This window comes from Myxococcus vastator (genome assembly GCF_010894475.1).
GTDB classification, from domain to species: domain Bacteria; phylum Myxococcota; class Myxococcia; order Myxococcales; family Myxococcaceae; genus Myxococcus; species Myxococcus vastator.
In genome coordinates, this window is the sequence record NZ_JAAIYB010000020.1 from 1 (window position 1) to 21657 (window position 21657).

The 21657-nt window shown below is 66.6% G+C and carries 18 protein-coding genes; 1 reads left to right on the top strand and 17 read right to left on the bottom strand.

The window, feature by feature from the left end:
* Nucleotides 1-22: 22 nt before the first annotated feature.
* From G4D87_RS03355 to G4D87_RS03430, 16 genes are all read right to left on the bottom strand, one after another.
* Complete coding sequence (locus G4D87_RS03355; RefSeq protein ID WP_163778672.1) at nt 23-286, bottom strand: hypothetical protein; 264 nt, start codon at nt 284-286, stop codon at nt 23-25.
* A 508-nt stretch (nt 287-794) separates the two neighbouring features.
* Complete coding sequence (dnaG, locus tag G4D87_RS03360; RefSeq protein ID WP_163778674.1) at nt 795-2441, bottom strand: DNA primase; 1647 nt, start codon at nt 2439-2441, stop codon at nt 795-797.
* Between the two features lie 373 nt (nt 2442-2814).
* Nucleotides 2815-3072, bottom strand: a complete 258-nt coding sequence (locus tag G4D87_RS03365; protein ID WP_163778677.1) for a hypothetical protein — start codon at nt 3070-3072, stop codon at nt 2815-2817.
* The gene (locus G4D87_RS03370; RefSeq protein WP_163778680.1) at nt 3069-3854 is read right to left on the bottom strand and encodes a hypothetical protein; all 786 of its coding nucleotides are present in this window, start codon (nt 3852-3854) and stop codon (nt 3069-3071) included. The genes G4D87_RS03365 and G4D87_RS03370 overlap by 4 nt, the downstream gene beginning before the upstream one ends.
* 4 nt (nt 3855-3858) lie before the next feature.
* Complete coding sequence (locus tag G4D87_RS03375) at nt 3859-4176, bottom strand: hypothetical protein (protein WP_205507406.1); 318 nt, start codon at nt 4174-4176, stop codon at nt 3859-3861.
* A gap of 157 nt (nt 4177-4333) precedes the next feature.
* The gene (locus tag G4D87_RS03380) at nt 4334-5566 is read right to left on the bottom strand and encodes a hypothetical protein (protein WP_163778685.1); all 1233 of its coding nucleotides are present in this window, start codon (nt 5564-5566) and stop codon (nt 4334-4336) included.
* 574 nt (nt 5567-6140) lie between these two features.
* Nucleotides 6141-6761, bottom strand: coding sequence for a hypothetical protein (locus tag G4D87_RS03385; protein WP_163778688.1), 621 nt, complete (start codon nt 6759-6761; stop codon nt 6141-6143).
* Nucleotides 6758-7459 carry a collagen-like protein gene (locus G4D87_RS38815; protein ID WP_205507408.1) on the bottom strand — a complete coding sequence of 234 codons (702 nt, stop codon included), beginning with the start codon at nt 7457-7459 and terminating at the stop codon, nt 6758-6760. Before G4D87_RS38815 ends, G4D87_RS03385 begins: the two co-directional genes overlap by 4 nt.
* A gap of 8 nt (nt 7460-7467) precedes the next feature.
* Nucleotides 7468-12309, bottom strand: a complete 4842-nt coding sequence (locus G4D87_RS03395) for an Ig-like domain-containing protein (RefSeq protein ID WP_163778692.1) — start codon at nt 12307-12309, stop codon at nt 7468-7470.
* 9 nt (nt 12310-12318) lie between these two features.
* Entirely contained in the window at nt 12319-12750 is a 432-nt protein-coding gene (locus G4D87_RS03400) for a hypothetical protein (RefSeq protein ID WP_163778695.1), read from the bottom strand.
* Between the two features lie 18 nt (nt 12751-12768).
* Nucleotides 12769-13278 carry a hypothetical protein gene (locus G4D87_RS03405; protein WP_163778697.1) on the bottom strand — a complete coding sequence of 170 codons (510 nt, stop codon included), beginning with the start codon at nt 13276-13278 and terminating at the stop codon, nt 12769-12771.
* Between the two features lie 68 nt (nt 13279-13346).
* Nucleotides 13347-15536 (bottom strand): type I DNA topoisomerase, encoded by a 2190-nt coding sequence (topA, locus tag G4D87_RS03410; RefSeq protein ID WP_163778701.1) that lies wholly within the window; start codon nt 15534-15536, stop codon nt 13347-13349.
* A gap of 78 nt (nt 15537-15614) precedes the next feature.
* Nucleotides 15615-17891: a protein kinase domain-containing protein gene (locus tag G4D87_RS03415; protein ID WP_163778704.1), complete on the bottom strand. Its 2277-nt coding sequence runs from the start codon at nt 17889-17891 to the stop codon at nt 15615-15617.
* Between the two features lie 137 nt (nt 17892-18028).
* Complete coding sequence (locus G4D87_RS03420; RefSeq protein ID WP_163778707.1) at nt 18029-18919, bottom strand: hypothetical protein; 891 nt, start codon at nt 18917-18919, stop codon at nt 18029-18031.
* Nucleotides 18920-18963: 44 nt separating this feature from the next.
* Nucleotides 18964-19668 (bottom strand): hypothetical protein, encoded by a 705-nt coding sequence (locus G4D87_RS03425; RefSeq protein ID WP_163778710.1) that lies wholly within the window; start codon nt 19666-19668, stop codon nt 18964-18966.
* 4 nt (nt 19669-19672) lie between these two features.
* Entirely contained in the window at nt 19673-20572 is a 900-nt protein-coding gene (locus G4D87_RS03430) for a conjugal transfer protein TraG (protein ID WP_163778713.1), read from the bottom strand.
* Nucleotides 20573-20584: 12 nt separating this feature from the next.
* Between G4D87_RS03430 and G4D87_RS03435 the strand changes: the two genes are divergently transcribed.
* The gene (locus G4D87_RS03435) at nt 20585-20773 is read left to right on the top strand and encodes a hypothetical protein (protein ID WP_163778716.1); all 189 of its coding nucleotides are present in this window, start codon (nt 20585-20587) and stop codon (nt 20771-20773) included.
* Here the strand turns inward: G4D87_RS03435 and G4D87_RS03440 are convergent.
* The gene (locus G4D87_RS03440; protein WP_163778719.1) at nt 20760-21536 is read right to left on the bottom strand and encodes a hypothetical protein; all 777 of its coding nucleotides are present in this window, start codon (nt 21534-21536) and stop codon (nt 20760-20762) included. The two genes, G4D87_RS03435 and G4D87_RS03440, sit on opposite strands and share 14 nt — an antisense overlap.
* Nucleotides 21537-21657 lie beyond the last annotated feature (121 nt).

A 21657-nucleotide genomic window follows, 5' to 3' on the forward strand; every position in this document is an offset into this window, starting at 1 on the left:
GGGAGCCCTTGTGGCGGGTCCGTCAGTGCGCCGGCGGCTTCGGGGGGAGCTGGGCGCCCAGGTGCGCCACGGCGAGTTCGAGACCGACGGAGACCTGAGACAGGGCGAGTTCCAGCATCTGGCGGTTGAAGGAGGCGAAGGCCTCGCGCTCGCGGTCGGCTTGGGCTTCGTCACCCTGGGCGGTCGCTTCTTCGACTTTGGCCCAGGCGGCTTCTTTCTTCTGCTTGAGCTCAGCGATGCGGGCCTTGACGTCTGCGAAGAACTGCTCGGGGGTTGGGTGCGTCATGTCGTCCTCCTCGTGGTGAGGGCGCTCCGTGCGCCCCCTCGCAAAGCGTTGGGGGGCGCATGGAGTCCCTCAAGCGTGGCGGCCCGGGCCGTTGCTGGCCACCGAGTCTTTAGGCGGAGGACGTGACAGGGGCTTTTGCCTGGCGCGGATGAACGCACTCGGGGGACGGCGTAGTTAGGACCGGGACGACACGCGGCCACACAGGGAGGACGTGGCACCTCGGCCCGATTGGGCTTCGCTGTTAGCGCGCGTCGGTGAGTGGTGGCTGAAGCGGGGGTGGACCTGGTGGTGGGCGAGCAGCGCTCGTGTAGCTACCGCGCTGATGGTTCAGCAGGGCCTATTCAAAATCTGGGAGCGAAGCGACCTACCGCAACGGAGGACGGGAGTCCTCCGCGGCTGCCGCCTAGACGGAAGTCTGGCAGACGGTGCCCCCACTCGGGGGGCGGAGGGGGGTGGGGAAGCCTTGCGAGCTGCGGAGCTGCGGAGACAAGGCGGGAATCAGATGTTGTCAGTTCGGCGTCGCCAGGAGTTGCGCACGTTGCGAGAGGAGCTCGGAACGGCGTTGGTTGTTGGCGAGGGAGAGCTGCTCGTCGAGCGCACGGAGTTTGAGGGTGCGGGAGAGCGTGACGAAGAGGCGCTGGAGCTGAGCTTCGTCAGTAGGGAGCTGAGAGCGTGCGATTTCGAGCGCGCGGTGTGTAGGGGGTGAAGGGATTTCCCCTGTGCGAAGGACGTCACGGAGGTCTGCGCGAAGGTGCTGTTGGGCACCATGCTGGTCCAGCTCTAGGAGAGCGGGCTGCTGGAGCGCGGCGGCGGTGAAGATGGCTTCGTGAGGGTTCGGCGGACTGGGTGAGGGCGGCGAAGAAGCAGCGGGTGATGCCGTGTTGCCAAGCTTGAGGGCTTCGACCAGGTCCTCGCGCTGGAGCTGGAGGAACTCGCCGAGCTGCGCCACCAGGGCGCGCTGCGGAAGGCCGGTGGTCGCGGAGAGGATGGGTTGCAGCCCAGCAAGGCCCGCCATCATGTCTTCATACGTAGAGCGCGCGCCGGCGGGGAGGAAGTGGTCGAACAGGTGGACGGACAGGGGCCGTGCCGCGGCAAGGAGAGTGGAGATGCCGGTGAGGCCTGCGCGTAGAGCGAAGGAGTCCGGGTCCTCGCCAGTGGGGAGGAGCGCGACGCGGGCAGGTGTGCCGGCGGAGAAGATGACGGGGGCGAGCCGAGAGACAGCGCCGAGGCCTGCGGCGTCTCCGTCGAGGAGCAGCACCAGCTCGCGGACCTCGGCGCGCTGGAGCAGGGCCAGGTGAGCGGCGGTGAGGTTGGTAGAGCAGAGGCCGAGGGCGTTGTGGAGTCCCACCTGGTGGAGGGTGATGACGTCGAAGTAGCCCTCAACGAGGACGGCCGTCTTGCGCCGGCGGAGCTCGTCGCGCGCCTGGTCCATGCCGAAGAGAGTGGCGCTCTTGTCGTAGAGCGGGGACTCGCGAGAATTGAGGTACTTGGGCCCGTCGGCGGTGGCGACGAGACGCCCGCCAAAGGCGATGGTGCGACCGTCAGCCGAACGGATGGGCACCATGAGGCGGCCGCGGAACAAGTCGAAGTAACCGGCTTTGCCAGAGCGAGGCTGGACAAGTCCGGCCTTGGCGGCAGCGTCGAGCGCTCCGGACTGCTGGTAGCGTTTGGTGAGGGAAGCCCACGCGAGAGGGGCCCAGCCGAGGCCGAAGGCGCGAGCGGTGGCCTCGGTGATGCCGCGGCTTGAGAGGTAGTCACGAGCGGCGCGTCCGTCGTCGCCCCAGAGGAAGGATTGGTAAGCGGCGTCCGCTTGGCGGAGGACCTCGAGGAGCGCGGAGCGCTCACGCGTGCGAGCATCGACGGCGTCACTGAGAGGAGCACCGTACTCGGCGGCAAGCTGTCTCACGGCGTCCGGGAAGGACAGCGAGGCATGCCGCTGAACGAAGTTGATGGCATCGCCCGATGCGCCGCACCCGTGGCACTTCCAGCGACGACGGCCCGGAAGGACGTAGAAGGAAGGCGTCTTCTCGCCGTGGAAGGGGCACAAGCCCTGGAAAGCGCGTCCGGAGGGCTTGAGCGTCAGGTGTCGTGACACCAGGTCAACAAGGTCCACGGCTTCGAGGACGGCGGTGATTTGGGCCTGCGAAATGGCCATGAGGAGAGGCTATCAGTGCCAGTGAGATACTGCTCTGTGAGGAGCAGGACGGGGAGTCCGGGACGGCCGGAAGGTCCGGGCGACTCGGCGGAAGTGAGGCCAGCACCACCACCCGAAGGCATGGAAGGCGCGTCCAGCGCGGGGGCACCTGCGCTGGAGACGCCATTTACAGCGGGTCATGAGGCCCCCGGAGGTGTGGGCGAGAGAGCCTCCCGCGACAGCCGCTTGGACAGCTCCAGGAGTGCGACGCGGCGAGACTCCGCGGCCGGCCCAGAGCCTGCGAGCTGTTCCACCTGGTCGGCGATGAGGTCGCTGACCCTATGCAGCGACCATCGAGCGTCCGATTCGCATTTGAGAGCGTTGGGAAATGGCTTCACAGCGAGCTCCGGACGTCCGCTGGAGGGAGCGGAAGCGACACTTGGCGCAGACGCACTTCCGCCAGGAGGCGGAAGGGCTGCGGAGCGGGAACGGGATAGAGCGAGGAGAGCAGGTCGATGAGCGCGTTCTGCTGCTCACGGACGAGCGCCTCGTTCTCGGGCGATAGTTGGAGGAGGGAAGGGGTGGGCTGACGGAGAGCAGCACAAGCCCGGCGAACCGCGATGAAGGTGGCGACTTCGGGCGCGAGCTTCATGGGGCCTCCGGCCAACGGAAGCGGACCTTGCTGAGCAAGAGGCTCTGCGAGGTCTCCTCACGGGAAAGGGCGTCAACGGCGGCTGAGAGCGGCGCGTCGGCCTCCTGGAGGCGAAAGCGTCCACGGGAGCCGTCGAAGCCGAGGAGGTGCAGGGTTCCGCGGCGCCAGGTGCCACCCTGGCGGATTTCGAGGACGGAGCTGTCGGTGACGGGCTTCCCGGTGAGGAAGAGGTCGACTCCGCCAGCCGCGCGGGAGACAACCTCCAAGGTAGTCCCGTCCGATGCAGGTTGTGCGTCTTGCAGGGCGGCGGCAGTGGCCCTGGCCTGTGCGGCCAAATCGCGGTGGTGGGAGACCTCGGAGCGCACGTCAGCGGATTGCGAGAGCTGCTCAAGCGAGCTCGCGCGGCGGTCGTGGTGGACGGCGGCTTCGAGGAGCCGGTTGCGGCGGTTGAGCGCGAGCCACTCGTCCACAGCGGTGGGGCCCTGGGTGAGGGCGACCAAGAGCAGTCCGACGGCGCGGAGGTCCTGCGGCTTGAGAAGCGAGCGGAGCTCCACGACGCCAACGACGGAAGCAGTGATTTCCTGGTGCTGGAACTCCGCCAGGAAGTCGAACGCCAGGAACAACAAGGCGTCGGCCGCAGTGGAGAGGCGAGCTGGCCGGGTGAGCAACGCGGTGGTTGCAGCGTGGGCCGGGCCGGTGGCCGTCCAGAGGAGAGGAGCACCTGCGCGCTCGAGGAGCGCGCGGCAGACGGCATTGAGTTGGGCAGTGTCGCGGAAGGTCATGGCGTCAGTGCTGGTTGAGGTGGGTGTCGAGTTCGGAGGAACGCTGGCGGCAAATCGTGAGGAGCGCGGGCAAGGAGGGCGCGGTGATGTTGGGCAGCCCGGGCCGGCCGGCCACGTGGCCGGAACTCCCTTCACCGAGGTAGGTCCAGCCCAAGTCCGCGAGTTGCTGGGGCAGCGAGGGGAAGGGCGTGACGTCGAGGCGGATTTCGCGAATGCCGGCCAGGCACAGCTCGGCCTGGGTGGCCAGCAACTCCAGGAGCTGCGCATGACGGCGCGAGAGGCCGAGCGCGAGGCAGGTATTCGCAACGGCTCGGAAGTCCAAGGCGACTTGGTACTGCGCTCGCTCCAACTGGACGAGGTTGTCCAGGACGGGCGGGGCTGCGCGGCGGTCGATAGGCAAGAAAACCTCCATGAGAGAGGGGTTGTCCCTCCGCTATTGGGATAACCTGACTTGCCAAAGCAAGTCAAACCCCTATCACTCAGGGAGTTGACAGCGCGGCGGAAATGACTTCCTGGACGGCACTGGCGAAGTCAGGAGCGACGTCAGCACCAGGTTGGCGGGATTCGACGTCGGTCGTGAATGCGGCCAGGGCACGAGAGAGGTCCCATTCCTCGGCCGGCCGCCGCTGACGCTGAAGAAGCTTTCCGAGGCCGGTGGTTTCGAGCGACTCCCAGACCTCCTGCAGAATGGGCTGGGCCAGGGCCGCGAGTTCCTCGCGGCGCTCTGGTGCTTCCCATGCCTTGGGCCAGAGCTCGGCAGCTGTGAGCACGGGCCGGAAGACGCGGCGCCAGCCGCGTTGCCGGAGGTGCTGGAGCTCGGCCGCCGAGTCTGAGGCGTAGGGGCATTGGGCCTGGTGGTGGCCGAATCCTTCCCACTCGCGGATGCCGCGGAAGCGCTTGTCGCACCGGCATGGAGCCGGGACCCATTCAAAAACGGGCTCCCAGACGCGCCTGGAGAGGCAATAGGCGACGAGTTGGCGCCTCACCCGGTCCAGGCTTTCCCCCCCACTGAGCCGCTCAGCACCAGCGTGGGTGGCTCGGCTGGGGGGAAGGGGCGTGCTTGGGCCTTCCGGGACCTCGCACGCGCCGTTGGGCGCGTGCTCCGCCCACTCCTCCTGGCGTGAGTTCGCCTGTGGATAAGTGGGGCCTCCCTCTAGAGAGTATGTGTCTTGGGAAACCGCACGACTAAGCACGTGAGGTGTCGCATTTTTTTCAAGCAGGTCAGGGCGACGTCGCGCGAAGGCCCGGAGGACGGGGCGGAGGGAGCGTTCCAGCCGGGCCAGGAGGCCCGTTCGGACCTTGGTGAGGACGCCGCGGTGGGCGCGCTCCTCATAGAGCTCCAGCTCCTCAGCGAGGGCGGCCCCCTTGGGGGTGAGATAGCTGACTGAGTAGACGTTGGCGTACTTGCGGCCCTCCTTGCCGTCACGGCAGGTCCATTCGGTGAGGGGCTGGGGCAGGTCCGCGGTGAGGAACTCGATGGTGCGGAGCTGCTCGTAGCGCCAGACAAGCCCGCAGTCGGCCAGGTCCGCGAAGGCCCGGAGAATCTGGCTGCGGCTGTACCCAGCAGCCTCGGCCCATTCGTAGCCAGGTGCCTGCCAGCCCCAGGCGCCTTCAATGGCACCAGCGGCCACGTGGACGGCCCACACGAAGCAGGCCGCGGGCGTGAGCTCGCGGAGCTCGGGCCGGCGCCGGCGGAGCCGGAAGAGGTCCACGGCATGGGTGAGGGCGAAGTCGCGGAGGACGGCCAGCTCGTCGGCGATGAGGTGCTTGTCCTCCCAGTTGAGGACGCTCCGAGGAAGACAGAGGGGGGAGCGCGGGCGCTCCGGCTTTGCCTTCGACTTGGCGCGCTTGCGCGACGGCGCGTCCAGCTCGCTGTCGTCGCGAGTAGGCGCACGAGCCCTTGCCCCGGTAGGGGCAGGTGGGACTCTCCGGTTGTGGGAGTCGCGTTGAGGAGCTGGCACGGGCGTGAGGGCGCGACTCGACAGCCCTGGCCACCTGCGCTAGCTTCGCGCGCTGGTGGTCCAAGACGTCGATGGGCGCACCGGTAGCGGCCGGGTCAAACCGGCAGTGGTGCAAGGCAAGGCCCCCCAAGGTTTGGCGACCGGGATACGAGGGGCTCACGAAGGTGTCGTCGGGCTGTCAGCGTTGGCGCGCTGGCAGCCCGTTCCATTTCAGGCGGCTACACGGGGCACCTCTTCGGGTGGTGACGGTGGGTTGCCATAGATGACGTGTCAGGTTGAGTGTTGATCCACTGGGAGGGGCGGAGGAAGCCCCAAAGCGTGGCAATCACCAGATAGCCCCCAGCGAGACAGGTACATCGAACTCCCACACGGTGAGGGAGCCGAAGGAGCGGCGGATGCCGAGCCCGGCCGACACGATGAATCTGTCCGTGAGGCGATACTCGGCGAGTGCGAGGAGTCGCGCGCTGACGGCGAAGTCCGACTGCGCAGGGAAATCCAAGGCAACGGATGTCCCGGTCGGGGCGAGCTGGAGGCGCTGGTAGCGGCTGAAATTCCCCGTCAGCTCGAAGCGGGCGAGCGGAGCGAGCCGATAGCCCGTGTCGTAGCGGTAGGCCACCAGAGGCCCTACGCCAACGTTCCAAGTGTCGGCGTAGAGCGTGCCCGTAGGAGTGCCTCCGTCCTGCTGGCGGATGGTGACGTGCTGGAAGGCAACGTCGCGAGTGAAGCTGCCGCGGACGAGCCCACCGACGTAGAGCGTGTGGCTGAGGCCCGAGTACACGGCCAGCTCACCGAGCAGACCTGGCCGGGACTGCCGGACGGTGCCGTTGGCGGGGTCGTCCAGGCCGAGGACAGCCGGGCCAACCGTGATGAACGTGTAGATCTCACCTCGGTCCGCATGAGCGGACAACGGCAGGAGGAGAGCGAGCAGGACGAGTGAGCGAATCACGGCGCGGGTTGCTCCTCGCCCGCCACAGTGAGCGTGAGCGGAGCTGCAATCTGGAAGGGGATAGCGATGGGGTCGAAGACATTGCCGATGGAGCGCGGCACCCATGGAGCGACGGGGAAGCCGGTGACGTTGACGCCGGAGTCGAGGGATTCGCACTCGCCGGTAGCAGCGCGACGAACGCTTCCGCGGTAACGGGAAACGGTGTTCGGCCAAAAGACAACCCAGGCTTGGTCGAAGTTGCCAATAAGCCAGCCCGGAGAGGCGGTTCGGTCGATGACGAGGCCCGAGAGGCGCTCAGGTTCTTCGGTGGCGGCGCAGTCGAGAGAGGAGAAGTAGATGTCGACGTGATTGGCGAGCTCGCCGGTCCCCGTGGAGCGAGTAGCCCAGAAGCGCTGGTCTCCGTAGGTTTCGCGCAACGTGACGGTGCCCCCCGACAGGCTGTAGGCGGGCCCGAGGGCAGCACCGTGGTCGGAGGTGACGTGGATGAGAGGCCCGCCAGCGGGGCCTGGCTCACCAGCGGGGCCTGGCTCACCAGCGGGGCCTGGCTCGCCAGCGAGGCCTGGTTCACCAGCGGGGCCGCGCTCACCAGCGGGGCCGCGCTCACCAGCGGGGCCGCGCTCACCGGTGGTGGCGTCGTCACCACCACAGACGGAGATGCCGAGCGCGAGCAAAGGCAGGAGGAAGATGGAGGCTTGCATGGTGAGTCCTATTGGTGGGTAAGCGGCACGTCGGCCGTAGCGGAGCCCTCGACCACGGCGCGAGCAGCGCCGAGGGGACCGGTGGCGCCATTGGTGCCAATGCTGTTGAGGGTGAACGGCAAGGTGTAGGTGACGCGAGCTGCGGAAAGGGTGCGGTAGTGCAGCCGGCGAGTAGTGCGGTGGAGGAAGTAACGGTTCATGTCGGGGTCCCGGCACTGCCCATAGATGGCGGTCTGACCGTAGTTGAGCCCGTGCAGATACTCGTAGGCGGTCCCGGCCGTCGTGAAGGCCGGGAGGGCTGCGCGGTTTCGCGGGACGAGCACGTAGAGCGTCAGTTGGCCCGGTGCGTTCCCGCTTGCAGCGGGAACAAGCCACGCCTGCTGCCCAAAGGCTGAGTACCCACCAGGAGCGCGGGTAACTTCCGGCTCCCCTCCCGTCGGGTACGAGTCGGGATTCAGATAGCCGGCGGTTGCGAAGGTGGTCCGTGCCGCAGTGAGGGTGTTGGTGGTCGGGGCAGTCACCGGCACGCAACGCCACTGCTGGGCATCACCAAGCACGTGAATCGCGTACTGCGTCGGTCTGTCGTCGGCGGTGGGACAGGGATAAGGCGGGTGCTGCGGTTGCGATGGTTCGCACATGCGCCGGTAAGACTGCTGGTAGTCGTGGAGCAGGTGAAAATTGAAGGCGAATCCGTCGTAGTTCCGTGGGTTCTGATGGATGTCGTCCCGGACGGAGTCGGCCCATTCCTCGGAAACCGCCCAGGTCGCACCAGCGCGAGCAGTAAGGTTTACCGCGATGGGGACGGGGTGTGGGTTCCGAACCCGGAACCTCGCGACCCTCATCGTTGAGAGCCCCTCAAAAGCAGGAGTGGCACTCTCCCAGAGGTCATCGTAGGTGAGCCCCTGCATCCTGTACGCATATGGGGACTTCGCATCCCGTGCGGTGGAGTAGTTGGTCACCTCCTGGATGCTCACCGTTGGCGAGACGAGGTGGTACGTCAGCGTTGCAGCCCCGCTGGTGGTGGTGTTGCCAGCCGCGTCGCGGACGGTCACGCGAATGGTCAGGGTGACAGGTGAGGTAGTTGCGTCCAGCAATCCCGGGATCGTTGCGCTTGTAAGAGGGAGAGCGAAGCGCTCGCGTCCTGAGTCATGCCAGCCGCGGTGGAGGAGGCTGCCGGTACTCACCGAGGGGGCGCCGCAGCCAGCGCAGGAGATTGAGTAGGTTGCTTCGGTGATTGGCGCCTCTTGGCCAGCTACAGACCCGGAGTAGAGAACGCTGTAGGCGAGCCACGGCGTGTTCGAGGCGTTGGTGGTGGCAAGCTCCTCGGCGGAGAGGTTGCCAGGAGTGACGCGCGTGATGAGTTTGTGAACGGAGGCACCGTTGACGACAGGGACGACGGAGCCGAGCCCCGTATGAATCACGGGGACTGCTGGAACGCCTGGAGCGCTCTCTTGGTGCCGCAGTGCCTGTTCAGACCGATAGAAGCCGGTCGTGAGAAGCTCGACGACAGGAGCGGTGACGTCCCGAATGATGGCCGGTTGGAGACGATGCTCGTTGGTGAGCCCTTCACCGCTGTTCAAAGGGGCGGCACGGTCTTCACCCCAGATTGAATAAATCACTTCGCCAGAGCCTGAAGCCGGGAGGGTGAGGGACCAAACGCCATCGTTGAGGGTAGCGGCAATGCGCTCTGCGAGGTGGTCGACCCGGCGTCCGTACACACCGGCCACACCGGCGCCGCTGTCGGCTGCGGCAAGGGTGATGGTGATGGTTGACGCGTTCGTGTGCCGCGGTGGCGGATGGGCGTAGGAAAGGAGCGGCGCCGTGCGGTCGACGTTGAAGGCGCGCTCCGTCACACGACAGTTGCCGACTTGGTCGCACGCCGTCCACGTAGACGTGAGAGGGCCATCCGCAAGGTTCGCGGCGGGTGTCCAGGTGCCGGTGAGCGAGCTCGTGCCGGTGACGGTCGCACCGGGAAGCCCGGTGACGACCTGGGAGGCAACACCGTTGGAGTCGGAGGCCTCCGACGCGAGTTGGAGGGCGCCGGAGCCGTGAAAGAGGCCTGTGGCGGGTGACGTGACGGCAACTTCCGGTGGCGTGTTGTCCACGCGGACAACACGCCGAACCTCGGCGCGGTTGCCCAAGCCGTCCTCGGCAACGGCGAGCAGTTCAAGCGTGCCGTCGGCCGTGGGCGTCCAGGTGCCCGTGACGCGTCCCGGAGCGGTCGTCTGGCCGTTGAGGTGGTTTCCGCCGGCGGTCACGGTGAGGGCGCGCACACCGGAGCCCTCCGGGTCCACCGCGGTGACCTCTAGGGCCAAGGTGTTGGCGACGAGCTGCTCGGCCCCGACGGGGGCCTCGTGGGTGACGCCGTCGTCACCAGTGAAGGTGATGCGCCAGGTCACTTCGGGAGGGTTCGTATCGAAGGGCACGGGCGGCGCATCGCCGAACAGCGCCGACTGGTCGAGGCTGAGCGAGTCGTAGATGTTCGGCTCTGCGGCCCGAAGGTCGGCCCGGGTGAGGCCGGTCCGGTTCTGACTGCCGGTGACGAACGCGTCCAGGGCAAGCGCCATGCGGACGCGGAGCTCGTCCGTGGACAGCTCGTAGTGGGGGGAGCCCAGCACGCGCAGCAGGAGGCCTCCCTCGTGGCCGTCGAACGTCCCGTCGGACACGTCGCGTTGCAGCAGCGCGACGAGCTTGAGGGCGTCGAACCCCTGGACAGGGGTGAGGCCGGCGCTGATGGCCACCCGCCTAGCGAGCTGGTTGAGCGCGACGTCGGGAAGCGCGGCGTAGACGACGTCGCGCAACGTTTGCGTTGGTGGCTGGGTGAGGGAGACGGGCACGGTGGTCCGAATCGGCCAGCGGATGCTGCCTGAGACGTGGGCCTCAAAGAGAGGGTCCACCACGCCGAGGGCTGAGGCGTAGCTGGTGGCGGGCGTCGAGGGGTTACGCCCCCGGCCGAACGCGCTCGCCGCGCTGTCGGCCAGGGTTGTGTACAGCGTGACGGGAGCCGTCAGCGCGTCGCCGGTGCGGTAGCGCGGAATCGCCGAGGTGAATGTGAAGGTGGAGGGGACGGCGACTGGCGACGTTCCGTCCGAGGGGTCGACGTAGGAGAGCCCAGTCCCAGAGGCCTGGAGCTGCACAGGGCCATCCCAGTTCTCCTCGGAGAGTGTGAAGGTGATGCGGCCGTCCTGTTCCGTCGGCCCGCCCTGGCCGAGGACTGCGCCGCCTGGGCGGGTGGTCGCGGGCTGTCCCGCGTCGTCGAGGGCCACCAGCTTGACGGTGGCGCCAGCGACGGGGGCGCCAGCACTCACGACGGCAGTGATGGACCCAAAGGGGACGTTGTCCACCTGCACGGTGATGGTCGCGTCGGTGATGGCGCCGAATTCGTCTTCGGCCCGGAACGTGAGCTGCACAGCGCCTTCAGGCGGCTGCCGAGTGTCCCAGGTGGCGGCGAAGGAGTCCGCCGCTGGGAGGGTGTCTGCACCAACGCCAGGGGGAGGATTGCGAAGCTCCAGGCGCCGGACAGCCCCTTGCTGAGCCGTGGCAGCAGCCGTGATGGTGACATTCCCCGAGAGGGTGTTGCCCTCGGAGGGAGCGGTGATGCTGATGCTGGGCCCTCGGTTGGAGACGATGACTGCCAAGTCCTGCGTCGTCGCGTTGCCGAACGGGTCCTCCGCTCGGACGGTAATCGTCAGGGGGCCATCCGGAGTTGATGAGACGTCCAGCGGGCCCGTGAGGGTGGCGGTGGTGCCGTCAATCGAGGGTTGGAGTTGGGCGAGCTGCTGCGGCGCGGTGAACCGGCATGACGTGATGCCAGAGGGGTCCTCGCAACGAGCTGTCACGGACACCGTGCCGTTGATGCCACTGCCGGCAGCGGGAGTGACAAACGCGACGCTGGGCGGGTCGATGTCGACAAGCCCGCCCGGCGTCCTGAAGATGCGGGAGTTGCTGTTACCAGCGAGTGCAGACACCAACGTCTGCACATCGGCAGGGCGGAAACCCTTGGAGGCGTTGCGGTCCGACTCCAGGAAGCGAGCAACGGCGTGCGCCAGGTCGGCACGCGCGGTGGAGCCGCTGAGTTGGTAGGCGGCGGGCGGGATGGCGCCAGAAGGCAGCGACAGCGTGCCTTGGGCGCTCGCGCCGTCGAAGAACCCGTCGGCGGTGAGGTCCTGGTAGAGCGCCTGGGTGAGCGTCAGTCCCGTGACGCGAGCACCCGGCGTCAGGCCGGTAGCCTCGCTGATGAGGCGCGCCTGCTGGGACAGCGCTGCGTGGAGCAGGCCCGCCCGGGCCGAATCATCGAGCGTGGTGACGGCCGTCGTCGTCAAGTCAGTGGGAGCCACGCGGCGCCAGTCGAGGCCTCCAAAGTGGTTGTGCAGGTGGCCAGCTGCTTCCTCGTACGCGGTAGCCAGGTCGAGGCCTTCGCTCCGCACGTAGCGGAGCGCAAGCCCTGCGGTGAGGTGGCTGATTGGGGAGACGGAAACCCCGGTGAGGTGACTCGCCGTAGAGAAGGAGGGGAGGAGCGTAGTCAGCTCCTCCGAGTTGAGGGGTACGGTTGCGCCCGTGGCGTCATCCAGCAGCGAGCCACCAGAGGCAACGAGAAGGAAGGGGCCGTGCGCGGCGCCGACTCCTACCGAGAAGGTGCCGTCGTCGCCCACCTGGGCGCTGCCAACGGCGGTGCTTCGGGCTCCATCCGCGACGCGGTAGAGGGTGATGCGCTGGCCGCGGCCTTTGAGGAAGAAGCCTGAGACGGTTCCAGTTTCCGTCTCGGGCGCAGAGAGAGTGGGGCGGCCATCGCCGCAAGAGAGGCAGACCACCAGGATTGAGAGAGTCGAGACTCGAATAAGAGGAGTCATGAGAGGTTCCTAGGACTCTGAGTAATGGTGCGGCAGGTGGACCTGTTGGAGAGCCTTGTTTGAGGGCTCAGCGCGTTTGCGACGCGCGATCCACCGCAAGGAAGCACCGACGAGGAACAGCGGCAGACTGACAGAGGCCGCGTCCGCAGCAGCGGTGAGGACTGGGTAGTACAAAGGCGGGACGGTGATGGTACGCCGTGGGACGGTGCCCTCACGGCCCCGAGGGGGGCTTTCCCATTCGACCTTCACGCCCTGTGCGGAGGACGGCCAGGTGGAAGGCCGGAACCCAAGGTCGGCGGCCTCCTCCATTCCGGCTGTGCAAATGAGCTGCGCGATGCCCAATTTCGACCGCTTGGTCGAGAGCGCCTTCACCGCTTTTTCGAGAGCGGTGTCCTCAGCTTCAAGGAGGCGAATGGTGACTGACTGGTAGTTCGTGGGCATGGCAGCGCAGGGAACGGCTCAGACCCAGTCTGGGTCGGAGCCGTCGAAGTCGGCGGGGAATGGTTCGTACTGGCGGGGGAGCCGTAGCGCCTTGAGGCCAGGGTTGAAGCGAGCGCGTTCCGCTTCGAGAGCTGCGGTCTCGAAGCGAGCGTTGGCGAGCTTCAAGTTGGCGAGGTAGCGGAAGCCGGAACCAATCAGGAAGATCGGCACGGAGACGTGGACGTAGGCCGCGGCTGTGCCGATGACGTCGAAGTGAGTGGGGTGCACCGTGATGGTGACGCGCTCCCGGGTTGAAATCCCCTCGGGCCTCTTCGGCTCGTTCTTCCAGCCCCCGGCCTTGAGTGGCGTGGAGGGCTGGGAACCTGTGTAGACGCCAAGACGGTGCGCCTCTTCCAAGCCCGCCGTGTAGAACACGGGGGCGTAGGTGAGGGAGGGGTCGTGCGCCTTGAGGGCCGCGACTCCTGATTTGAAGCAATCGTGCTCGTAGGTGAGCATCCGAATCGTCACCGTCTCGTAGTTCTTGGCCAACCTGAGCCTCCTGGCTTCTTATGGCAAGCCAGGGGCGCGGACAACCGGGGAATGCGCACTCACGCGTGTCACGCGTCTGCTGAGTGGTCGCACACCGGGTATCCAGAGCAGCTCCTGAACTTGCCTTTTCGCCCCCCCTTCCGGAGTCGGAGGAGGCGGTCGCACTTGGGGCACCTCTTAGCAGCCTTCTGGGCCTCCTTGAGGTCCTCCTTGTCCCAGGAGCCTTTGCAGGTGGGATAGGTGGTGCAGGACAGGAACTTCCCCTTGTCCACCATCCCGGCCTGGCAAATCGGGCACTTCTCTTCGACGGGGGCGGCGAGACTCAGCTTCCCCTCGCACTTCCGGTCGAGGCACCTGGCCCATGGGCCGTATTCGCCGTCCATCTGCTCCATGGCCTTGCCGCACTTGGGACAGGGCGTCTCCGAAGGCTTGGCGGAGGGGTCCCCTGCGTAGTCACAGGCGGGATAGGCGGTGCAGGAGTGGAAGGGGCCCTTCTTGCCCTGGCGGAGGACGAGGACGCCTCCGCACTTGGGGCAGGGCCTGTCCACCGGTGCAGGGGCGTCGGGGACGCCGGCTGCCAACGCGGGATTCGACTTGATGGCTTCGGAAATCAGAGTGGGAGCGGTGGCAAATCGCGGCTCGAAGTCGCGCCACCAGGTGGAGAGCTCGCTCTGCCACCGGACTTTCCCCGCTTCGACGTCATCGAGGCGGCCCTCCATCTGCGCCGTGTAGTCCGCGGCGACCAGGTCGGCGAACGTCTGGGAGAGCACGGTGTCCACGGTTCTGCCGCGCGGCGTGGGGTAGAGCTTGCGCTGCTCCTCGGTCGTGTAGTCACGCTTGGCGAGGACCGCGAGCGTGTTGGCGTAGGTCGAAGGGCGGCCGATGCCGAGGCGCTTCATCTCGGCGACGAGCTGCGCCTCGGTGAAGCGCTGCGGAGGCTTCGTCTGCTGCTTCTTCACGTCAATGCCCGCCACCTGGAGGACGTCGCCAACCGCCACCTTGGGGATGCTGGCGGTATCGTCGTCCTCGTCTTCCTTGGTGTCCTCGTCAGCGCCAGTGAGGCGGAGGAAGGAGGGGAACTCCACGACGGAGCCGACGGCGCGCCAGAGTGTCCCTTCGGCTTCGAGGACTACGGTGGTGCGGGAGCTGATGGCGGGCTTCATCTGCGAGGCGATGAAGCGGTTGCGGATGAGGTTGTAGAGCGCGAGCTCGTCACCGCTGATGCCCTCTGGCGTGCTGTTGCCGTCGAGGAGCACCGTGGGGCGGATTGCCTCGTGCGCGGCCTGGGCGTCGGCTGAAGCCTTGTACTTCGGAGGGCTCTCTGGGAGGGCCTCGGGGTGCTGAGCGGAAATCCAGGAACGGGCGAGTTGGATGCTGTCGTCGGACAAGGCTTCCGAGTCCGTGCGGTGGTAGGTGATGTGCCCGCCCTCGAAGAGGGTCTGGGCGAGTTTCATCACCAGCTCCGGCTTGAACTTCAGAGCAACGCTCGCGGCCTGGAGCAGTGAGGCGGTGGTGAAGGGGGCCTTGGGCTTCCTCTCTACAGGCTCGGTGCGGAGCTCGGTGACTGTGTGGGGTCCACGTGCCTTGGCGGCGACGGCCTGGCCGTCGGCTTCGGAGTCGAGGCGCACGTCAACGAGCTGCCCTTTTTCATCGCGGCGCACGTGCGCCGACTTGAGGCCGTTTTCGTACTTGGCGCCGAGCGTCCAGTACGTCTTGACCTTGAAGGCTTCGCGTTCGAGTTCGCGCTTCACCAGGATGTGAAGGGTCGCGGACTGGACCCGTCCGGCGCTGTGATTCGAGCCGAACGGCCGCAACAGCGGGGACACCGTGAAGCCGACAAGCCGGTCGAGGACGCGCCGGGCTTGCTGAGCGTCAACGAGGTGCTGATTCAGAACATCCGGACTGGCGACTGCCTTCTTCAACGCGGACGCCGTGATTTCGTTGAAGCGGATGCGCTTCGGGCTCTTGAGACCGAGCGCTTTCGCAAGGTGCCACGCGATGGCTTCGCCTTCGCGGTCACCGTCCGTCGCGAGCAGGACTTCATCTGCTTTGGCGACGGCGGCGCGCAGCTCTTTCACGACGGCGGCTTTCCCCTCGCTGATGACGTAGGTGGGCTCGAAGGTCTTGGTATCAATCCCGAGCTCCTTGAGCGGAAGGTCCCGGATGTGGCCTCGGCTGGCGAGGACCTCAAAACCACTGCCGAGGTACTTCTTGATGGTCTTCGTTTTGCTCGGCGATTCGACGATGAGGAGCTTCAAGAGGACTGCGCCTTTCTGACTTCCCAAAGGAAGTCCATGGTGAACACACGCCTCCCCGGGAATGGGGAGGCGGTACGACTAGAAGGCTTCGCTGACGAATAGGAGGAAGCCCGTCCCTCGTGGGATGGGCTGTGACGTAGGCCCGCTGCCTCCGCTTGTGGAGCGCGCACGGCTGGCGCCTACGCCTAGGGCGTCGCGGGCTACGTCTCCAACGGTGCCGTTGCCCAACGCATCGCCTGCGAGGCGCTGGGCGGTGTTGACGGCGACGTTTCGGGCATCCGAGGAAGCCCCAGGGGAGGCCCCATCAACCTGGGCATAGGGCAGGCCTGGCTGACGGTCGGTGCCGTAGGCCAGCGCTACGACGCTGACGGCCCCGCGCTCAGGGAGAGTGAGGGACGTGCAGGACAATCCCACTCGGCCAGTGGCGCCGCCTTGGGGGGTGCAAATGCCGGTGGCTCCGGCCGGTACTGAGGCGACGGCCTTGGTGACGGTGAAGGTGACCGGCCCAGGATTGAACGGGTCCACGGGCACCTGAAGCTTCACAGGGATGAAGGTGCCAGCGGGGACCGAGGAGGACGACGAAGGCGCCTCCGCGACAGTCGCCGAGCCCATTGCCATGCTTCGGAGCGTGTTCCGCCGCGCGCGGGGCGGCGGCGCTGCCTCAACGGCCGGTGGAGCATCCGTAGGTGCGGGAGCTGCGGCGGCGACAGCGGGCCGAGAGGTCGGCTTGGCCCCCTGGGGTTTCGGTGCGCGCTGCGGTCTCGGCTCTGTGGGGGGCGGAAGGGTCGCTGGAGCAGGTGAAGCAGCCTGGACGGGCGTGTCGCGCACGTCGGCGAGCTGCACGGCAGTGGCAGGGGCCGGCTGGAGTTCCTTTGCAGCAGCTTCACGCTCCGCGCGCTCCTGCGCTGCTGTCTTCACTTCCACAGGGCTGGCGACGTCAGGGGTGTTCGAGCTGACGAAGAAGGACACCACCAGGAAGCCGCCGAGCAGCATTCCGCCAATACTGAGGGCCGGGACGAGCAGGAGCTTTCGCGTCGCCCCCTTCGGGTTGGCGAGGTCCTCGCGGAGCGCCAGCATGCGCCTCTGGCGTGTGTCAGAGGCGCGGGCTGGAGCGGCCGGCGGAGGAGCGGCGACGGCCGGCGGAGGTGAAGCTGTAGCAGCGGCGGGAGCAGCCGCCACGCGAGCAGCAGCAGCGGGCGGGACGGCGGCTGGAGGGGGCGCAGCAGGCGTTGGCCGAGCGGCCCGTCGGGAGGGTGTCGTGCCGCGGGGGGTGTCTGTCGCGAGGGCCTTGAGCTCTGCGGCGGCTTCCTCGGGGCCGAATCCGAGGATACCGGCTGCCTTCATGTACTTCCGAAGCTCGGCCCGGAAGGCCTCGCAGGAGGCGTGGCGGTCGTCCCGCTTGCGCGCGAGTGCCTTCCGGATGAGGTCTTGGAGGGCTTCGGGAAGTTGTTTGATGGCGGCGGTGATGTCTTCTTGCGAAGCAGTCGTCACGCGCAAGAGCGTGGCGGCGGTGGAGGGCTCCTCGAAGATTCTTCGCCAGGTGAGCAGCTCCACGAGGACGAGGCCGAGGGAGAAGAGGTCGGCACGTCCGTCCAGGTTGGGCTCTGCCAGGGCGTGTTCAGGGGCCATGTACGCGTACTTGCCCTTGATGAAGCCGGTGCTCGTGCGCTCGCGGTCGGGGACCGCTGAGAGCGCGATGCCGAAGTCGAGCAGCTTCACATCGCCGGATTCGGAAATCATGACGTTGTGCGGAGTTACGTCGCGGTGAACGATGCCGAGCGGCTTGCCGGTGGCATCGGTCGCTGCGTGCGCGTAGTGGAGAGCTGCCGCGAGCTCGCTCGTCACGTAGAGGGCGAAGGCCTCCGTGAAGGCACGGCCCTTCGTAGAACTCATGGCAATGAGGTCCCGAAGGCTGGTGCCCGGCACGTACTCCATGACCAGGTAGAAGCCATCGGCGTTCGCGTGTAGGTCGAACACCTGGGCGATGTTGCGGTGCACGAGGCGCGCGGCCAGGCGGGCCTCGTCCAAGAACATCTTCCGGTAGCTGGAGTCGCTACGGCGCTCCGCGATGATGCGCTTGATGGCGACAGGTCGCTCGAAGCCCTCGGTGCCCAGGCGGCGGCCGAGGTGGACCTCGGCCATGCCGCCCTTGCCCAGGCGGCGGACGAGTTCGTAGCTGCCGGAGCTGCCGCCGAGCTCGAGGACGGCGCCAGCAGCTCCCGCTGCTGGAGCTGCCTGGGGTTGCGACGTCGGCGGAGCAAGAGGCGGCAGGTCGAGAGTAGACGGCCCCAAGGGCGGCGGAGGACCTGGGTCGTCCTCCGGCTCAGGGGGCATGTCGTCCGGTTCAGGGGGCATGTCCTCCTCACCAGAGAGGAGGCCGTCCAACGAAACCTGCGGCCGAACAGGGCCGGCGGAGTCCGTAGGGTCCGCAGGCTCAGGAGGCGCGTCCGGGTCGAAGTCGTCGGTGAGAGACATGGTGAGTCCTGAGGGGCTTAGAAGGCCAGGTCAGCGAGGGTCATCTGCCGTCCCTTGCCGCCGAGTTCGCGGAAGGTCAGCTCGTAGGTGGAAGCAGAGTCATCGGCATCCACGTTGAACGCGACGACAGCCGTCACCCGCTGCTGAAACGGGAGTTCTTGCGGGTCCGGGTAGAAGAGGACGTCGGGCACGGGCTGGGCGTTGTTGCCGGAGCCCTTGCGGATGACGGCTTCGCCAAAATGGAGGATGCCGCGTCCCCGGTTCTCGACGGTGAAGGTGAGGAAGCGGCGCGTGCCGAAGCGGCATAGTTCCTTGGCCTCGATGAAGGCTTGGTCGTGCCACTTGCGCGCGTCCAGACGGACACATTCGTGGGGCTCTGCGAAGGCCTTCATGAGAGCCCGCGACATCCCCTCTTGGATGCGGTCAGCGAAGTCCGCCTCGAGCTCGCGCTTCGCCTTGGCCACCTGGTCGCGGACGTAGGCAGTTTCGTTCGCCCTGTTGGGCAACGTGAACATGACGCGGGCGTCAACCTGCTCCGCTGGCGCGTAGCGGATGATGAGCGTGAGAGTCAGCTTCGATTTCAGCCTCACGTTGACGGAGGTGAGGTAGGAGCGCTGCGGGACGATGCCGCCCTCCTCGGCTGAAGGCCCGGCGGGCTTGATGACGAGGTAGTTGGCGTCCGGAAACGCCTGGAAGCCGAACAGGGCCTCGGACTCCGCCAACTGACTGGGCGTGAGGGGAGCGCCCAGGTCGATGCAGTCTCCGCACGAGGGAGTCCCCGAGAAGGCTTCGGGGAACTCAATCACCGCGGGGATGGTGGGGTGAGTGCCAATCTCGAAGACTTGGGTGGCGCGCGCGTCATCAATGGGGATGACGCGAACCTGTTTCCCGGAAGTCTTGGGCTCCATGGAGGGAGTGGCGGCGAGAAGTGCGACAAGTGCAGTAACGAGAATCACGGCTTGACCTGTGCTGGTGAGGGGAAAGGGCTGGTTGAAATGCCCGAGGGCTCGGTTTCTTTGGGCTTCACGTACTCCTTTTCAAAGTAGTCCACCAACAGCCCATTCAGCGTTGCAGGGCTGCGCGGCACCACGAGGAGTGTGGTGCGGACGAGCACATTGGTGGTGAGTAGGGGAGAGGTGAGGATGTCGGCTCGATAGACCTCTACGGTGCCCTCCAATTCGACGAAATAGCGGAGTGGTTTGCCTGCGTCGTCCTTCTCCGCCTTCACGCGGGTTCCCTTGGGCTCCCAGGTGAGCTGGCTGCGGATGTTCCCCTTTTCCAGGACCGCGAGATTCGGGTCCTCTTTCACCTTCGCGGCATAGGCGCGGGCAAAGTCGGCAGTCATGAAGCTGTAGGCGTGCGAGAGGTCACGAGCGACAGAGTTACTCGTCACCTCCAGGAGGTACTGCGCCAGGAGGCGGCTGACGTGCTCCGCCTCCTCGGGAGCTGGGGCGTTGCTGGGCGCGAGGACCTGGACGAGCTCGGCTTGGCCGAGTGAGTCGACGCGAATCGCCATCATCGGGCGGAAGGAGGTGAGTACGAGCGCCACCACCAGGAGGACCACCGTTCCCGCGAGGACGTAGCCGAAGCGGCGCAGGTGGCGGTTCTGTTTCTGGAGGTCTGCCCAGAGTTCAAATTGGTCAGGTCGGGTGTGCATGGGGTCAATCACCAGGACGGGAGCTGGGGGCGCTGGAGCGCAGGTTGGCGTCCTGCATCTGGGGGCCGGCAGGTGAGAGGGCGTTGTCGGTGTTGAAGATGCTGTTGAGGGCCTTGGCCAAGCGAGTAGCCATGTCGTTGCCGACAGTGGCGTTCGCCAACTCGCCGAGGGTTGAAATCCCGAGGAGGCGTCCGGTGACAACGGGCACGACCAGGGTCATCGAGGACATGAAGACGAAGATGCCGATGACATTGAGGAAGTCCGTGTTCGTGAGGTCCTGGTCGCCGGCATTGCGAACGTACTCGGTGAGGCGCGTGTTGATGCTCGCGTAGAGGACGGCCGAGGTGACGGACCAACTGCAAATCTCCAGGAGCGCGATGACCCAGATTCGTGCCGTCGGGATGCCGAAGGTGCTGAGGCCGATGAGCATCGGACCGAAGCAGAAGATGACGTTGAAGAGGACGACCTGGAGCATCTCCAGTTGTTCCCGAGCCAAAAGAGCGATGCCGAGGCTGACGGTGGCGATGAGGGACACAAAGTTGTCCTTCATCGAAGCCCAGAAGAAGGCGCCGCCAGGGCCTGGACTCCACCAGTATTTCTGGAGACGGCCGCTGAAGCGCCCGAGGTCGTCTCGCATCGAGAAGTACTCGGCTTCCTGGAAGATGGTGTCGGCGATCTCGCTGGTTCCCCACCAAATGGATTGCGAAATCCAGGTGAAGGAGGTGAGGAGAATGGCCCCAATGATGAGGCGGGAGAGCACAATCCCAGGTGGCTCATTCTTCCCGCCTAAAAACGTCAACTGGTTGAGCCCCGCGGACACCACTGTGCCGAGAATGAGGAGGGCCCATCCGACGCCGTAGGGCACTACGGCTGGCCCGCTCAGAATCGTATGGATGAGGTTCATGAGTGACTCCTCATGAAGGCTTGGAAGACGACCGTGGTGAGCTGGAAAGAGGTGAACGCGAAGAGGGAAAGCGTGACGACGGCGGCCCACGCGCGAAGGGCGATGCTGGTGTTTCGCAACGCATGCATGGAGAGGGCGTATGAGCCGAGAGTTGTGAGGTTCAGTAGGCCCGACGTGAGAAATTCGGTCATCGGATGTTGATCCCCGGGGGCGCTGCTTTCGTTCGCGGCTGGAAGCTGCGCTCGATGCTCGTGTCGAAGGCGTTGAAGAGGTTGTCGAGGCCCTGGCGGGCCGAGGCCTCTTCCTGGGCCGCTTTGAGGTCCTGGAGCTGCTGGCGGGTCTCTGCCTTCGCGAGGTGGTCGTTCACGCGCGCCAGCTCCATGGCGGAACGGCTGTTGGCCTGGGCTGACAACTGGGCGGCCTTTCCAGGGCTGGCGCCGAGCGACTCGAAGTAGAGCTCGGTGGCCTGCCGCTCGGAGGCGGCAGCCTCAGCGCGGCGCTTGGAGAGCAGGACCACCAGTTGAGGGTCTGCCTGCAATGCCTCGTAGTGGAGGACGCCGTCGGCCGCGGTGGCGACGCTCGGCCGCGAGCTCGCCTCATCCTGGAAGCGGCGGTCACGCGCCACCTGGTCGAGGTCCGAGGCGATGCCGAGAGCAGACGAGTAGTTGTAGGCGGCCGCGGGCCCCTGCGTGCCCCAACCGTTGTTGCGTCGGCGCGCGTGGTCTCCGTAGAGGTCCAGGCGCTGCACCATGTTGGCCCCGTTGAAGCTTCCGCCACGGAGGCCTTGGCGGAGGTTGCCCGCGAGGCCAGCGGCCTCAGATGCGAGCGGCAGCTCCTGCTGGAGCTGCTCGCGGGCGCGCTGGAGGTAGGTGTCGGGGTCGAAGGAGGAGAACTCGTTCACGCCGGCGTAGACGTCGCGGGCGAGCTGGAGCTGGTCCTGGGCGGTGGCGATGGTTTGACGCATCGATTCCACCTGCTGTCCCATTGCGAAAGTCTGACGGATGGACTCCGCCAGTGAGGCAGGGTCCGAGACGACGAGCTGCGCATGAGCGGCAGGCGCAGTGAGAAGAAGAAGCGAGAGCAGG